Here is a 15,982-nt window from a genome sequence, read left to right as displayed (position 1 = left end):
AGAAAAAGCACCTAGACTGGTGCTTTTTCTTTGACTGATAAAACCGAAACTATCAGCTTACCTTCTGAATTTTCCCTTCTTTCAAAGCTTTCAACACGGACAGCTTTGGTCCATCAGCCACAATACTGCCCTGCTCAATCACGATGATACGGTCTACTACATCGAGCATGCCGGTTTTATGTGTGTTGAGGATCAAGGTTTCATCGCGGCGAAGCGATGACATCTGCTGCTTGATAAACTGCTCCGAGCGGTTATCCATTGCACTGGTTGGTTCGTCCATCAAGAGAACAGGAGGTCGCCCTAGCATTGCTCTGGCGATCGCAATAGACTGGCGTTGACCGCCGGATAGCTGGTTACCGCCCTCACCGACCTGACGTTCGAGGCCGGCTGGATCACGCTGGGTAAAGGTAGTGACACCGGAACGGTTTGCTGCGTCCAAAATATCACGGTCGTCAGCCAGTGGGCGTCCTAAGGTAATGTTATCGCGTATCGAACCGAAGAACAGAGTGGGATCTTGCGGCACGCAGCCTATATTACGTCGTATGTCGATGTTATGGATTTGACTAACGTCCGTTTCATCAATACGCACTGAGCCCTCTGTAGGGCGATACAGGCCCATTAATAGACGACCAAGGGTTGTCTTACCTGAACCAATCCGCCCGATGATGGCAACCTTTTCCCCTGGCAGTATGGTGAATGAGATATCACGGAGTGCCGCGACTTCAGAGTTCGGATAATTGAAGTTCACGCGGTCAAATTCAATCTTGCCGCGGATAATGGGGTGGTGAATGTAGCGTTTCCCTTCTTCCTGCTCGGATGGCATATTCATTAGCTGACTGATGATTTCCATCGCTGACTTGGCTTGATTGTAGCGGGTAGATAGCAGCGAGAGTTGTACCATCGGACCTACGGCGCGAGAACTCAACATGGTAGCCGCAATCAATCCACCCATGGTCAAGTCACCGGCTGAAATCAGATACACACCGAATACAATCATGGAAACATTCACGAACTGCTGGATAAAGCCCGCAGCGTTTTGAACTGAATCGGTAAGGCGACGGGTTTTGATGCCCCAATTTGCCATGTGCGCGACGGCTTCTTCCCAGCGGTATTGGAACTGGCTTTCTGCACCAAACAGTTTGATGGTTTCGAGACCAGCAAGACTTTCAATCAGATTGGCATTCTTTTGAGAAGACAGACGCGAACCTTCTTCAATGGTATGGCGCAAGGGTTTTTGGATAATGGCTGCGTGGATCATCAAAATTAGCACGGCAGCGATGGGGACGATAACGAGAGGACCTGCGACAATCCAGATAATAAACAGGAAGAAAAAGGCAAAAGGTAAATCAATCAATGCGGAGACAGATGCAGATGTAAAGAAGTCCCGGATGGATTCGAATTCCTGCATATGACGCGCAAAGGCACCCACGGAAGGTGGACGGGCCTCCATGCGTATACCCATAACTTTCTCAAAAATCCGCGATGAGATGAGCAAGTCAGACTTCTTTCCAGATATATCTATGAAGTAACTTCGTAGCATCTTGAGCACAAGATCGAAAATGAAGATGACGAAGACCCCAGTGGCGAGTACCCATAGGGAGTCGAACGCTAGATTCGGCACGATCTTGTCGTAGACGATGCGCGAAAAGAGTGGGGTGGCGATAGCAAAGGCATTGATAAAAATGGAGGCTATCAGCACATCACGGTAAATTGAACGCGACTCCCAGAGGGTACTCCAGAACCAGTGCCCCTGACGTTCCTTGAGAATTTCAGGAGAGCGTTCGTCGTAACGAAAGTGTTTTTTCAGTAAGAAAAGACGACCAAGGTAATCCTCTTCCAGTTCGCTGATAGGGCGAACCGCAGGCGCGGTATCCGTGAGCGGTTCAACAACTTCGGCTTCACCTGTTTCGTGGTTAATGCTCAGAAGCACACATGCCTGATTATCCTTTAGTAACAAAACGCAAGGACACAACATGGGAGACAAATCTTTGAGCGCCTGACGGCTTTCTTTAGCGTCAATACCTGCCCGCTCAGCGGCACGAGGGAACAGGAATGGAGAAAGAAATCCGTCAGAAATTGGCAGGCCGGATACCAAGGCATCCGGCGAGTTTGATTGGCCGAAGTAGCGGCTGACGTAAACCAAAGATTGTAACAGGGGGTCTTTAACCATGATTCTCTGATTTCTTCTCGAATATAAAGCCTTGGAAGCCGTTTACGAACAGTTCTGACAGCTTGTTCAGCTGAGCTTCCGTTTCAACACGCGTTGCGATTGTCGTGATGTTGAGGTTGTGGGCCGTACGACATATTGAGGCTAGCACATGGCTTTGTGATTCGTCGTCGAGATTACTGGTGTAAGCAAAATCTATCTTCACGTATGAAGGCTTGAATTTGTTGAGGTAATCCAGCGACTGGAAGTTGCGGCCATAGTTGTCGACACCAAATCCAAACTTAAAGCGATGCGCTTGTTCGGTCAGCAGGCTGGCGTGATCTGGGAAGCGGACAAACACACTTTCTGGGATTTCGAAGAACAGGCGACCCGCCATATTGCGATGCTTCTGCATCATGGTGGTCAACCAGCGGATGAAGGATGCGTTGGTGACACTATTCTGGGTCAGGTTAATCGCAACCGGTCCAAGATTAGCGTCTTCACTCAGGCGATCAATCATGTGGCTCAACACGTAGCGGTCAAAAGATTCACCAAGTTCCAACTGCTCAACGGCTCCAAGGAAGTGCGCAGCACCGAAATAATCATCACCTTTTTCAATGGCAGAAAAGACTTCCTGGTGAATAACAGTTTGGTCGCTGGTTGAAGCTGACTGTAATTTAAACTTGAACCAGTCGTGCGCGATGGCATCGAGGATGAGTGCTTTCCACTGCTGTTTACCCATGGAGGCATCGTTCTCGGTCTGGTCAATCGTCGAGATTGGGTGGTTTGGCGTGTTACGAGCTTGGGTAAGGGCATTGTCCGCCTGCGCCAGAAGCACGCTTGCGTCTCTGTTATCGGTACTGTTTACGACAAGACCAATGGCCACTTTCGGCGGGGTAATGCCCATTGGGTCGTGTTGCATGTCATTGACGATCGCCATGATACTTTCACCAATGATTTGCAGATCTTCACCTGTGTTGTTTGGCGCAAGCACCACAAACTCATCTTTAGAAATTCGTGAAGCCGTGCAGTCAGCATCTGTCAGGGTGGTGTTCAGCTTCTTGGCAAACTGGCCAACAATAGTATCACCCTGAGCAAAGCCTTGATCACGATAGGTATCAGTGATCAGGTCAACTTTGACCATCACCAGACCACCAATAGCAGATTCAGCGAGCCAGGATTTAAGCTGACCAACGAAGAAACTGCGATTGCCCAGACCAGAAACAGTATCCCGATAAGCATGTTCACGCAGGCGGTCAGCTTCTCTAGCTTGCTGTTCAAAGTAAGCTTCAAGTTGGCTGCTCATTTGGTTGATCGCACGTACCACGGTTTTCAGTTCGCGGGTCGGTGGAAGCGGGATGGGGTCACCAAATTTGTTGCGGGCAATTTCTCTTGCGCGCGCAGTGATGGTATCGAGTGGGCGCAGAGAGCGGCTGAGTTGTATCGCAATAATCAGCATCGCAATCACGAACAGAATACCAATCCAGATACCGAGTTGGATGGTGGAACGCCACATTTCCTTGTAAGCGTAACCTGGGTGCGAGACGACACTGACCTCGGCTAGCTGCAGCCAGCCGCTGGTGAATGTGCGCTCCTCTGTGATGATAGGAAAGAGGCCGAGACCAGTGTACCAGTCAGGTACGCCCTCTACATGTACTGGATATTCACGGACAATTTCACTGCCGTCGGATAGCATTTTCAGACGTACTTCCTGATAGAAACCGCCATCGAACAGTGCGTTGATCACTGATTCCACAGCGACTTTATCGTCGTCTTCAAGATAAGGCGCGAGGGCGAGGCCCATCGAGTTGATTGTGTTATTTACCTCAGCCGATTGCTGAGTCAGCAGAAAATTACGAGTGGTGTTTAGCTGAATACCTGTCACCGCCAGAATCAGCAGTAAGAATATCGCCAACATCCATGTAAACAATTGCCGGTATAAAGTCATAGACGTTCACCCACCATAGTTTTTGAGCGGTTTGTTTAGCCTTACAGATCCCATACGCTTCCGGAGATCGTTCCACAAGCCCAGTCGCGATGAATTGCCTGCAAGCTCACCTTTACCGCGTTCTTTCATGAGCCATAGCCTGCTACCGTTGAAACTGTAAACAGGCAGTAGGTCTCGTCGCTTTGAGGCCTTTTTTATCTCAGGATCAATGTTATCCAGCAGAACTGGTTCGGAGGAAGCGGTCGGGTAGTAAGCAACAACCATATGGAATTGATTGAGTTTTATGGCTTTAACGTAAACCAGACGTAGTTTTTTATCGTCAATGCCAAGCTCACGAAGCGTGAAGTATTTCGCTATGCTGAAATCTTCACAGTCCCCCGCCGCGCTTCCAAGAAACTCCAATGGCGTTGCCCAATAATCCTTCTTTCCCCACAAATCGATATCATTCACAAAATAGAGTTGGTTGAAGAAGGTGTTTACCGCTTCAAGTTTCTGGGTCTCTGAGAGATTGGCAGAGTCCGCGACGACTTTACGCCATGTCGCGACTCGCTTTCCTGCTCTTTCGCCATAAAACGACGCTACTTTGTTGATCCATTGATTGTCTGTACCATTCAGTGCGAATGTTACAATAGATGGCAGTAGGAACATGAGAAACAAGGTGGCCTTTTTACGCATCAGGCTACCTCAACTGCTATTGTTCCCGTCGGGTAAAGATAGTCCATGCTTCCTTGATTTCCCCTTTGAATCCTTTAACGCGGCCCACGACGCGGCGATTCACAAGTTGTGTGGTCTCCGAGCTGTCAGCCAGCATAAGATCGCCTTCACCCAGGCCTACAATGGTGAGACGATCGACTGGAACGCCTCTTTCTATGAGCTGTGCTTGAACTGCTTTCGCACGTTGGACAGACAGGCTTTTGTTATAGTCCTCAGACCCTGGAGAGCTTGTATGTCCCTGAAGTTCTAAAAAGGTTTCGGGATAAAGCTTAAGGAATCCAGCCATTTTGTCCAGTGCTTCACGATAAGCGGGTTCTACAATTGCAGAGTCGTTTGCAAACTGAATTCTTAGCGAGTTATCACTTTCAAGCAAAAGGTATGTTGGGCACCCGTCATTGTCTATAATCGCAACACTCGGTGTGTCATCGCACAAATCCCGCGCATTGATGACGCCATCATTATCGTCGTCTAATAAATCGGCTCTTTGCTCAGCAAGAGGCGTCACTTCGGCGGAAAGGGAACAACCTCCAATGGCTAGGAGAGTGCAGCTGAAAAGCAGAACGTGTTTCATGGGTTAACCTTCTTTCTCTATAACCGGTTCAAGCCATTCTTCCGGCACATCAACGCGTAGTGCATCCAGCAGGGTACCCATGCTGTTGAGTACGCGGTATTTGGCCGTGATATTCGCATAGTGCGCATCGAGATATGATTGCCTTGCCTCAAAGAGTTCGTTCTCGGTGTTGAGCAAATCCAGTAAGGTTCTGCGTCCAATCTTGAATTGCTTTTCGTAGGCGATAACGGTTTCAGATGCCGCATCCACATGTTGCGCAAGGTACTTCTTTTGTTGCTCTGTCAACTGGTATGCACTCCACGCTAGGCGCGTGCTCTCAATTAAGAGTCGCGACGCATTGTCCAAGATATCTTTGGACTTATTCAATTGATATGCACTTCGACGGACGTTGGCTGAATCTGTGCCGCCGTTGTACAAGTTAAAGCGCACTCTCAACATGGCACTGAGTTCATTGACATCCTCCCGCACGCCACTTGCTTCCTCACTCCAACTCTGACTGGCTTCAAAGGTAAATGAGGGGTACATATTGCCCTTGTTCTGGCTATATTGAGCGCGTGCGGCATCAATGTCATAGTTAGCCAGCTTGATCACCGGGTTGTTTGCAAAGGCTACTTCAATTGCTTCAGCCTGCGACTGCGGCAAATAAAGCACATCGACTTCTGGATCGACTGGGTCTTTAACCTCAATACCTACGAGGCGCGTAAATTCCGTCTTTGCATCATCCAAGTTACTCCTGGCTGACAACATATTAGTGGTAGAACGTGCTACGCGAGCCTGAACTTGTGACAAGTCAGCCGTGGAACCAATACCCGATTCTGCACGACGTTTAATGTCCGACAGCATGTTTTCGTGTACTTCTACATTGGCCTCGGACAATGAAAGTAGCTGCTGAGCAAGAAGCACCGCAACGTATGCCTCTGTGACTGCGAGAGATTTGTCTTGGGCATCTGAAAGCAATTGATAACGCTGCGCTTCGGCTTCAAACTCAGTTCGGTCAATGTTATCGCCGGTTTGCCCATCCCAGATAAGTTGGGTCAAACTAATCGTAGCGTCTTTTCGGTTGAAGTCCTTATCACCACTCACCTGGGTGGTAGCATTGTCGATTCGCTCATAACCGTAACCAGCGTTGAGGTTAATGTCTGGCAGGTAGTCACCCGCCGCCGCTTCGATATCTTCGCGGTTACTCATGAAATCGTTAAACGCACTTTTCAGTTCTGGATCCGTTGCTATGGTGGTGGCAACCGCTTGCTCCAACGACATAGACCATGCTGGTGTGCACAGCGAGCTGATAGCAGAAGCAATCAAAAGCTTTTTCCAGTTCAAAATACATCCCCCCATTTTAAAAGGCAGCATTTACCGCTAATTATTGTTACATCCCAGTCTTCTTTGGAGCTGGTTGGCAAGTGTATTATTCCCGGAGTGCGGATTTTTGCGCTTGCAATATTGGTTTTAAAAGATAGTCAAGAACACTACGTTTGCCCGTAATGATGTCAGCTGATGCTGTCATCCCCGGAATAATCGGGAGTTCTTTACCATCACCCAAGTTATTGGACTCAGTACGTATTTTTACAATGTAGAAACTATTACCTTCTTCGTCCTGAATGGTATCAGCGCTGATGGTTTCCAAAATGCCTGTGAGACCGCCATATACGGTAAAATCGTAAGCGCTGAATTTCACGATGGCTTCCAGCCCTGGGCGAAGGAATGCAATGTCCTGAGGTGCGATTTTTGCCTCGATCAGCAGGTTGTCTTCACTCGGTACGATTTCAACAAGATCCATGCCCGGTTGGATAACGCCACCCACAGTATTTATGTGTAGCTTCTTGATGGTGCCATCCACCGGGCTGACGACGATTGTTCGCTCAACACGATCGGCAAGAGTGACACGGGTTTCTGTCATCGCCAGAAGTTTGTCCTCAACATCATTTAGCCTTTCCTGCTGCTCTCCACGGAACTTCAGTGCTACATCAACATGCTTGAAGACGGCCTCTTGAAGTGCTGAAGTGATAGAGGGAAGTGACAGTTCGGCAGAGGATAGTTCACGTTTGGTGTCATTGACCTGGCGTTGAAGTTTCAACAAATCGATCTGTGGAACGACACCTTCGTCAGCAAGAGGTTTGGTAATGTTGTACTCCTCACGGGCGTAGTTGTAACTTTGCCGAAGGTTTTGCACCCGCGCCTTGGTTTCGATGAGTTCTTGCTGCTTTTGGCGGATTTGCTGAGAGGTCACAGAGAGCTGATTTTGTAGGTTGTTGAGCTTTTCATGGTACTCCGCACGTTGACGTGAAACGACAGAACGGTGCTCTTCAACAAATTTGGGGTCAAATTCGAGTTCTACGCGGTTGATAGAGACAGTGCCTTGCCAAGCATCAAGCTCGACTTCCGAGTTGACCACGACAGAACCTACCAGTGTTTTGAACGTGACGGCATCGCCCTGTAGGCTTGTCAACTCCTGAATACGTTCGCGAAAGTCGGATCGGAACATAGTGTCATCGATAAGCAGCAACTGTTGGCCTTTTTCTACGATGTCACCTTCACGCACCAATAATTCTTTAACTAATCCTCCTTCCAGGTTTTGTACCACCTGTAGTTGGGAAGAAGGGATGACCTTTCCTTGGCCGACGGTCACTTTGTCGAGTTCTGCAAAAGCAGCCCAAATTACGCTGACGGAAATAAAAAGCGCAATAACCCATAGCAAAACACGCGCACTTTTGGGCGTGGAAAGCAAGAGAGCAGCGGTTTTGTCATCGATATAGTCGAGGTGCTCGCTCGCTGGCAGTTTAGAACCCTGTTTTTCTGGTTTTGTCATTACAATGCCGACTAAAAAAAATCTAAAAACACAAAAGGATTTGCAGACCAGAAAAGCCAACACTCCCTCATAAAAGAGTAGTTTATCAATGAGATTCTCACTAATCGGTAATAGTGTAACGAGAATGAGCAAGAGGCAGTTTCTCACACACGAGAAACTATAGAGTATCGCGCAACTTAGGCGTGGCGCGGCATTAGCGGGAAGTGGTTGCTAATACTGACGCTCTGAAAATATCTTTAAAAAATTAAAAAAAATTGATTTAGCGGGCTGTCGGCTAGTGATTTTTCCTTACTTTATGAAGGCTTAAGTGTGATGTTTCATATGGAAAATAGCCGCCTCACAGAGGTGGCTGTGTTTTTAGCCTTTAAAGTTTTGTTTATCTAGATGATGCTTTTTAAGCTTTGCATAGAGCGTTTTTCTGGCGAGCCCTAATTCAATTTGCACCTCTTTGAGCATGCCGTTATGACGGTTCAGAGCGTCAAACAAAATGGCCCGTTCAACTTTCAGAATACGCTCAGCCAAGGAGTCATGTTCTTTTTCGTTCGATTCGCCATTTTCGGTTGTCAGGTTTTGCTCTCCCATGAGTACCCACCGCTCTGCAAACGCTTGGAGTTCCCGGACATTGCCCTTCCATGGGTGTTTTAGCAGCTTTTCTTTGTGTTCCAACTCTAACTTGGGTGGGGCAATACCGAAGCGTGATGCAGTGGTTCGGACAAAATTCTGGCAAAGGGTGACAACATCTTCACTGCGATCCCGAAGTGGGGGAAATATCAATGTGGTTTCCGCCAAGTTCTGGAATAAACGTATACTAAAATGCCCTTGAGTAACGCTATTGGTGAGATCCAGTCGGGTTGACGCTATAATACGCGGCCGTTCGGAAGACTCCGTTAACGTAGCGAGCTTTTCTTGCACGATTAGCGATAGTGCTTCGATGCCATCAAGGAACAGTGTTCCTTTGCCCGCAGCGGCAACTTTGCTGTTCTTATAGCTTGGAAAGCTGGCGTAGGCCTGTTGCTCTGAGCCGAATAGCTCCATGGCAATCAAGGCTTCCGGAACCTGACGGCACTTCAATGCAACAAAAGGTTCGTCCTGCCGTGTACCTTGATCATGTATAAAACGCGCGGCGAGTTCTTTTCCTGTGCCACGTTCGCCTTGTAGCAACACGTCCCCATTCTGATCTTTTAAATAGAAAATAGTACGTCTAAGTTGCTTAACTGAGTCAGCATTACCTAAAATCCGCGGTCCTGGGGCGCTTTGGGTTTCGAGTTGTCGTTTCAGTTCGCGGTTTTCCATCACCAGTTGGCGCTTATCAGTACCACGTTTAATCACATCGAGAAGGGTATCTGTTGAGAAGGGCTTTTCCAGAAAATCATAGGCGCCCTGACGCATCGCAGACACCGCAGTGGAAATATCCCCATGGCCGGTCAGCATGACAATGGAAAGCTCAGGATCAACATCGAGTGCTTTGCTAAGGAAGGTCATACCATCCATCTGTGGCATGTTAATATCTGAAACGATCACCCCTTCAAAGGTGACATTGAGATTTTCAAGCGCATCTTTGGCATTGGAAAAGGCGCGGGAATGAAAACCCTCTATGTCGAGAGTCTGGCTCAGTGAGTCGCGAATAGTGCGCTCATCATCAATGATCCATATTTCCCGTGTCATTGTGGAGAGTCTCCTTCATAAAGGCGTTGGAGAGTGATGGTAAATTCGGCGCCACCTGTTGGGTGGTCGCTGATTTGGAGGCTACCGCTAAATCCCTCTACAATCCGGCGGCAGATCGTCAGCCCTAATCCAAGCCCTTCTTTTTTAGTGGTGTAGAAAGGCGAGAAAATCTTTTTCTTGGTGTCATTATCAATGCCAGGTCCGTTATCCCAAACGTGAATAGAAACGCGATCGAGAAAGGTTTCTACTTTAATACCAATTTCCGGTGACTGTGCGCTATCGACGGCTTGTGAGGCATTGTTAAGCAGGTTCAGAATCACCTGCTCTAGCTGAACGGTATCGGCATTTACCATTAACTCTTTTTCCGGTATGTGACAGGCAATTTGGATACCTTTCTTGATAAAACTCGCGGCGGAGAGTTTGAGGGATGCAGTGATTGCGTCGTCCAGCGATGCTCGGGCTTTACCTTCAAGGTTTTGTTTCCTGGCGAAGATCTTAAAGCGCGCGACGATGTCTGCGACCATACCGATAAGCTCATTGAGTTGTTTCAGGTTTCCGTTGACTGACTCATAGCGTTCCCTTTCCATAAGCTTGATGCTGTTTTCCGTATAGGTGCGCATTGCAGCAAGAGGCTGGTTGATCTCGTGATTAATACTGGCAGACAGTTCGCCCAGCATGGCGAGTTTCGCGGTTTGTATTAGTTCGTTTTCTGTCTGGCGAAGGGCTTTTTCTGTATCCTCATATTGCTGGATGCTTTGTCTCAGTTTAGTGTTGGTTTCCTCAAGGCTGGCAGTTCGAGAGTCGACTTTTTGTTCCAGCTCATCATTGAGCCTTGCAAGCTTTCGCTGGGTTTTGACGGTTTGCAGCCAGGCGGTGAGTACTAAAACCAGCAGGCCATAGAAGGTTGCGAAAATCAAGACAGATTGAGTGACCACTGGCCAGGCATCGCTGGTGGGAATAAAACCGTAGATCCGCCAACCAGCACTGCCTAGATCGGTATTGGAAACGAGCACATGTTCAGGGGCTCTATTGGGCAAGCCAAGATGCAGAGCTTCCTGCGCTTCAATATCTTCCAGTGCACTGAACTTTGTGAGATGACTTAACGAGGAGTCCCCATAGCGGCGGGAGTCGCGAATCGTTTCTTTTTGTTGGTCAGACAGGATGGAAAGGGACTGATATAGCCATTCGTCGCGCGAGCTGTAGAAAACCACTCCGAGTGGATCGGCAATCAAATAGTCGAATTTCTGCTGGTCCCAGATGCTGTCGATGATAGACAGATCGACCTTCAATGTCAGTACGCCAGTAATAACTTCGCCATCCCACACCGGGTAGGAGAAGTAGTAGCCGCGCTTGTCAGAGACCACGCCCAGTGCGTAGTATCGTCCTTTATGTCCCTCAATCGCCTGTTGAAAATAAGGGCGGTAGTGATAATTGTGCCCAACAAAACTTTGTGGAGCATCAGCATTACTGGCTGCCAGAGTCAGGCCGCTTCTGTCCATTAAGTAGATCACATCGCTGTTTAAGCGCGTATTCCAGTTGTTCAATAATAGGTTGATTTCTTTATATAACCTTTTACTCTTCGGTACACGTAGTAAGCGTTTCAATCTCGGATCAGCCGAGAGTACAACAGGAATTTCACTGTAACGGGCGAGTTCGGCGGAAAGCTTTTCCTGGAGTTGATAGACGTCGTATTCGATTTCTGTTGTGAAGCGTTTTTCGACCGAAGAATAAGTGAAAGCACCCACCAAAACAGTCAGCAAGACGCCGAAGGCTGTGACCAGAGAAATAATAAAACGTCGGCGCATAGCGTCCCTGCTAGATTGTTAGGTGCCACCAGGACCAATGGATTGATGTGATGAGCAGCAACCCCGCCTGTTGAGTGCCGGAATTCGCTTGAGAAAAGACGCACGCCCCATCACAATGGCGTAAAAACGCATTCGGAGCACCACAATGGATTTGTATGATATTCGCAGAGAATATAACCAAGGCGGTTTGAGACGCAAAGACCTGCCTGAAAACCCGGTTCAATTCTTTGAGCACTGGCTCAAACAAGCCATTGAAGCCAAATTGCCGGACCCCACTGCAATGACTGTTGCCACCGTTGACGAAAATGGCCAGCCATTTCAACGCATTGTGTTGTTGAAGCATGTCGATAACGACGGGTTTGTTTTTTACACCAACCTCGGCAGTCGTAAATCCAAACATTTAGCAAGTAACTCACGTACTAGCCTCCATTTCCCGTGGCATCCACTAGAGCGTCAGGTACATATTACAGGCATGGCGGAAAAGCTCAGCAAGCTTGAAGTGATGAAGTATTTTCTGTCCCGTCCTAAAGAGAGCCAATTGGCTGCTTGGGCAAGCCGCCAGAGTGAACGGATCACTGCACGTTCTGCGCTGGAAGGTAAATACATGGAGTTGAAGCAGCAGTTCGACAAGGGAGAAGTGCCTGTGCCAACGTTCTGGGGAGGATTCCGCGTGAAGCCAGAGTCTTTCGAATTTTGGCAAGGCGGTGAGCATCGCCTGCACGATCGGTTCGTTTTCCAGAAGGAGAGTGAAGGTCAGTGGGACATCGAACGGTTAGCACCTTAAAAACGTGTTGCAGCCAAAAAGGAAAGCAGCGGATTGTCGCTGCTTTTTTTGTGTCAAAGTGACTGTGACAATACAAAGGTGAGTTGCTGCTTCAGCAGCGAATCAGGGATTTTACAACCCACTCCCATTTCCAGCGCTTTATCGACCAGTTCAGTTTTATTTGATGCACCGAGCTTCACGCGCAGGTTGGCGAAGTGATTTTCTATGGTTTTGACCGACACCCCAAGAGACTGTGCAATAAACTGGGGCTTTTTGCCGAACTGGTGAAAAAAGAGGACTTCGGACTCGCGGGTGGAGAGTTGCATGGCGCTTTTTGTTCCCTCTGTGGTCAGCGATTCAACTGGTTCAATGCCTGCCGCTTTGCAAATCCATTGACCTACCCCCAGCATGGGATTGTCGTTCAATGGCTGACCATGAAAGATAGTACCCAAAATCTCTCCTTCACTCCCATACCAGGGTACTTTCGTAAACACGTGTGCTTGCCAGTGACCATCAGGGTAGGGGTGGATGTTGAGTACACGTATATATCTTCCACTCTTTATGACATGCAGATCCTGTTCACGAAACTGCTCGGCGTGCTCTGCAATGGCCTCAGGAAGCTGATCGTCATTTTTCCCTTTCAATTCATCAGGTGTGCGCGCGCCAACAAGTCGGGCGTAAGCGTGATTGACATGAACGAATCTGGATTGGGTATCTTTGCAGCCCCAACAACCGGGAAGTTGCTCAAATAGGGAGATCAGCATGGAAGGAGGCCAGGACATGTCATTCATGATTTGTGTTGGGTACATTTAGACTACATCGTATTGTAAGTAATTGTATATGATATTTAAATAGTATTAATCATATGGCTGTTTCTTTGTGGCAGACTGAAATTTCCGACGGTTCGGATAAAAAAACCGACTCGTAGGAGCCGGTAAAGACAAGATCTCACTCGTTAGAGTTACTTCCTGTACAACGTATAGAAGAGACCACCTGACCCTATGTTCGAGGGTAATCACGCAGGGTCTGATGGGTCACCGAGGTAAATTTCAGTGTCAAAACAGGCGCATACTGCAATATGCGCCTGTTTAAGTGGTACTATACGCAGAGACTAGAAAATTGGGCATGGGGGGAATGCACTAACTAAGCAAATAACTGACAAGATTGTCTGTTATTAGCGATGTTGGTCGCGTTTTTTCGAGCGGACTGGGGATTTATTGGTCAGAGAAGATCGAGATTTCGAATATACAAAAAAGCCCGCAATAGCGGGCCTCTCGGTATATGCTGAAGTATTAGCTACTAGATATTCCGGACGACTCGGAAGCCAAGATAGTTGGCGCTTATATCAGATTTCAGCTCAAGACGTTCTGCCACGCGCGCACTGCTTGGAGAGAAACTCCATGCGCCGCCACGTGCCACTGGTGTCTGACTTTCTGCCCATTCCCAAACATTACCCGCGGTGTCATAGACACCGAATGGGTTAGCAGGGAAACTGGCGACAGGAGAGGTACTTCTGTTGGACCAGACGGTGCCGCTCCAACCTGTGTTGGCATTGCCTATACCGATGTCGTTGCCCCACCAAAAATCAGAATCGCTACCCGCCCGCGCTGCCACTTCCCACTGAACTTCGGTTGGAAGTGCGTAACTGAAGCCAGTTTGCGTGCTCAACCACTTAGAGTAAGCATGCGCATCATCTTTGGTAATGCAAACAACTGGTGCATTATCTGACTGGTCAAAGCCAGGCTTGCGCCAGTTGTGATTGAGTAGTTGCTTTGGTTCACCGTTGATAAGGGAAGTACAGCCCTGACCTTCTTCTGCATCCGTGACATAGCCTGTTGCAGCGACAAACTCTCCAAACTGTTTCACAGTGACTGGCGTCGCTGCAATTGAGAATGGTTGGTCAACAACTACCGGTTGCTCAGCTTCAAAGCCAACGCGGTATTGGCCTGCACCAATCACCACCATTTTAGGTGCTTGCCGATTGTTAGAGAGTTTGTCAGCGAAACGCTTTCCCGGCTTTGGACGGTTCTCCTGTTCGCGAAGATTTGCCCAAACCACGGAGTCTTTGCTCATGTACATTTGGCGACTGTATGGTTCGAAACCTGGCTTTTCAACAGTCAACTGGTGTTGACCTGCTGGCAGCATGATTTCTACCGGTGTTGAGCCATAAGTGACACCGTTAATAGTAACGCTGTCTTCATAACGGTTTGAACGGATTTTCACATTGACCCAACGCTTAGCTTGTTGCTTGGGTGCTGCTTTGGCGGCGGTGAAAGAGTTCTCCACACAGTAGCGTTCAGCGAAATCCAACAATTCACAGGCTGCGTTTTCATCAGGCGTGCTGCGCATTTCCGCTTGCATGCGGGTGATATAACGGTTGTTACCGCTGAATCCGCTGTCAACCACGTTGCTATTCATCACATGAATATTGAATGAGACGCGATTGGCATTCAGTTTCGCAGTGGTAGATTCCGTTACATTGTCCAATATCTGTGACTGGAAGCTGTTGACGGCTTTTTGCATGGTGAGGGTTTTACCCTGATTAGCACATGCACCCAGAGTCATTGATTCGCTACAAGTAATGGTGTGAACCACTTCAATGGTATCTGCGAAGGTGAGTTCCTGACGAAGACGTTTAACACGTGCTTCTTTTTTGGATTCCTGCAGATTTTCTAATGCGCTTACCAGCAATTGTTTTTGACGGTTTTCACCTTCAACAACACGCTGCTGTTCTGCAATAGCCTGATCATTGATTAACGCGGAAGATTGATTATCTTTTACTGCGCTCCACGCAGCTTGGTAGTCATCTTTATATTGGGTGAGATCGGTATCTGGATTTTCGAGGAGTCGACGGAATTGTTCATCAAGACGCTCTTGCGCAAGATTCCGTTTTTTCTCTAACTCGATAGCTTTGTTTGTCAGCGTTGCACGCTCACTTAATAAAGCATCCAGCTTGTCACGTTGCGTTTGGAGGTTTTCGGCGTGAACGCTAATTTCACTTCGTTTATCAGCTAGCTTCTGTTCCAGCGCAACCACAGGATCGTGGGTTGCGACATTGGCTTCATTGGCAAGCGATTGACTACTAAGAAGTATCGGCGATAACGCGAATACTAACGCGGCGATGCGATTACTTTTCATATGTCCCTTGCTTATTATCAGAAATCATAAACACCGATACTGCACAAAGACGTTTTACTGATTACTGCATCTCGGCAAAACTCGGTATTTATAAGCTTTGTCCCAATTAGCTAGATTAACACGTAAATGCCAATTAGCTTGTGTATGTTACTAATTATTTGACGCTTATCGTTATTATGCAATGCTAATCTTTTGAGTGATAACTCAATAAATTTTAGTTGCTATCCGTGTTTTAGGAAATATTGTCTGGTAAAAAAAATTATAGATGGAAAATATCATTTTAATTGACGCTTTTTGATTATTTTGCGTCATATTTTTGACGGTTTGATATAACGATATAACAAGGCTAAACGATTAGATAAAAGATAAATTACGCGGTTAAGTTAACTTCTATCCCCAAACAACCTGAAGATGCAGGATTCA

11 protein-coding genes are annotated in these 15,982 nt (G+C 47.7%); 1 reads left to right on the top strand and 10 read right to left on the bottom strand.

Annotation, left to right across the window (positions count from 1 at the left end; genetic code table 11):
• Nucleotides 1-52: 52 nt before the first annotated feature.
• The 8 genes from VP504_RS19945 to VP504_RS19910 form a co-directional block, all read right to left on the bottom strand.
• Entirely contained in the window at nucleotides 53-2,170 is a 2,118-nt protein-coding gene (locus VP504_RS19945) for a type I secretion system permease/ATPase (protein WP_325895134.1), read from the bottom strand.
• On the bottom strand, nucleotides 2,163-4,094 hold the full coding sequence (locus VP504_RS19940; RefSeq protein WP_325895133.1) for a bifunctional diguanylate cyclase/phosphodiesterase: 1,932 nt from the start codon (nucleotides 4,092-4,094) through the stop codon (nucleotides 2,163-2,165). Before VP504_RS19940 ends, VP504_RS19945 begins: the two co-directional genes overlap by 8 nt.
• A gap of 6 nt (nucleotides 4,095-4,100) precedes the next feature.
• Nucleotides 4,101-4,769 carry a transglutaminase-like cysteine peptidase gene (locus VP504_RS19935; protein WP_325895132.1) on the bottom strand — a complete coding sequence of 223 codons (669 nt, stop codon included), beginning with the start codon at nucleotides 4,767-4,769 and terminating at the stop codon, nucleotides 4,101-4,103.
• 16 nt (nucleotides 4,770-4,785) lie between these two features.
• A complete protein-coding gene (locus tag VP504_RS19930; RefSeq protein WP_325895131.1) occupies nucleotides 4,786-5,379 on the bottom strand; it encodes an OmpA family protein in 594 nt (197 codons plus the stop codon).
• Between the two features lie 3 nt (nucleotides 5,380-5,382).
• Complete coding sequence (locus tag VP504_RS19925) at nucleotides 5,383-6,702, bottom strand: TolC family outer membrane protein (RefSeq protein ID WP_325895130.1); 1,320 nt, start codon at nucleotides 6,700-6,702, stop codon at nucleotides 5,383-5,385.
• Between the two features lie 85 nt (nucleotides 6,703-6,787).
• On the bottom strand, nucleotides 6,788-8,188 hold the full coding sequence (locus tag VP504_RS19920; protein WP_325895129.1) for an HlyD family type I secretion periplasmic adaptor subunit: 1,401 nt from the start codon (nucleotides 8,186-8,188) through the stop codon (nucleotides 6,788-6,790).
• Nucleotides 8,189-8,545: 357 nt separating this feature from the next.
• Nucleotides 8,546-9,853 carry a sigma-54-dependent transcriptional regulator gene (locus tag VP504_RS19915; protein ID WP_325895128.1) on the bottom strand — a complete coding sequence of 436 codons (1,308 nt, stop codon included), beginning with the start codon at nucleotides 9,851-9,853 and terminating at the stop codon, nucleotides 8,546-8,548.
• Nucleotides 9,850-11,658 carry a sensor histidine kinase gene (locus VP504_RS19910; protein ID WP_325895127.1) on the bottom strand — a complete coding sequence of 603 codons (1,809 nt, stop codon included), beginning with the start codon at nucleotides 11,656-11,658 and terminating at the stop codon, nucleotides 9,850-9,852. Before VP504_RS19910 ends, VP504_RS19915 begins: the two co-directional genes overlap by 4 nt.
• A 145-nt stretch (nucleotides 11,659-11,803) precedes the next feature.
• Between VP504_RS19910 and pdxH the strand changes: the two genes are divergently transcribed.
• Nucleotides 11,804-12,442 carry a pyridoxamine 5'-phosphate oxidase gene (gene pdxH, locus VP504_RS19905; RefSeq protein WP_325895126.1) on the top strand — a complete coding sequence of 213 codons (639 nt, stop codon included), beginning with the start codon at nucleotides 11,804-11,806 and terminating at the stop codon, nucleotides 12,440-12,442.
• 53 nt (nucleotides 12,443-12,495) lie between these two features.
• On the opposite strand, the gene VP504_RS19900 is transcribed toward pdxH, so the two are convergent.
• Both VP504_RS19900 and VP504_RS19895 read right to left on the bottom strand, forming a co-directional pair.
• Nucleotides 12,496-13,230 carry a helix-turn-helix transcriptional regulator gene (locus tag VP504_RS19900; protein ID WP_325895125.1) on the bottom strand — a complete coding sequence of 245 codons (735 nt, stop codon included), beginning with the start codon at nucleotides 13,228-13,230 and terminating at the stop codon, nucleotides 12,496-12,498.
• A gap of 490 nt (nucleotides 13,231-13,720) precedes the next feature.
• Nucleotides 13,721-15,559 (bottom strand): SUMF1/EgtB/PvdO family nonheme iron enzyme, encoded by a 1,839-nt coding sequence (locus tag VP504_RS19895; RefSeq protein ID WP_325895124.1) that lies wholly within the window; start codon nucleotides 15,557-15,559, stop codon nucleotides 13,721-13,723.
• Nucleotides 15,560-15,982 lie beyond the last annotated feature (423 nt).

This window comes from Grimontia sp. NTOU-MAR1 (assembly GCF_035758505.1).
GTDB lineage: Bacteria > Pseudomonadota > Gammaproteobacteria > Enterobacterales > Vibrionaceae > Enterovibrio > Enterovibrio marinus.
Note: the sequence above shows the minus strand (reverse complement) of the source record. Positions and strands in the feature narration are given on the sequence as shown.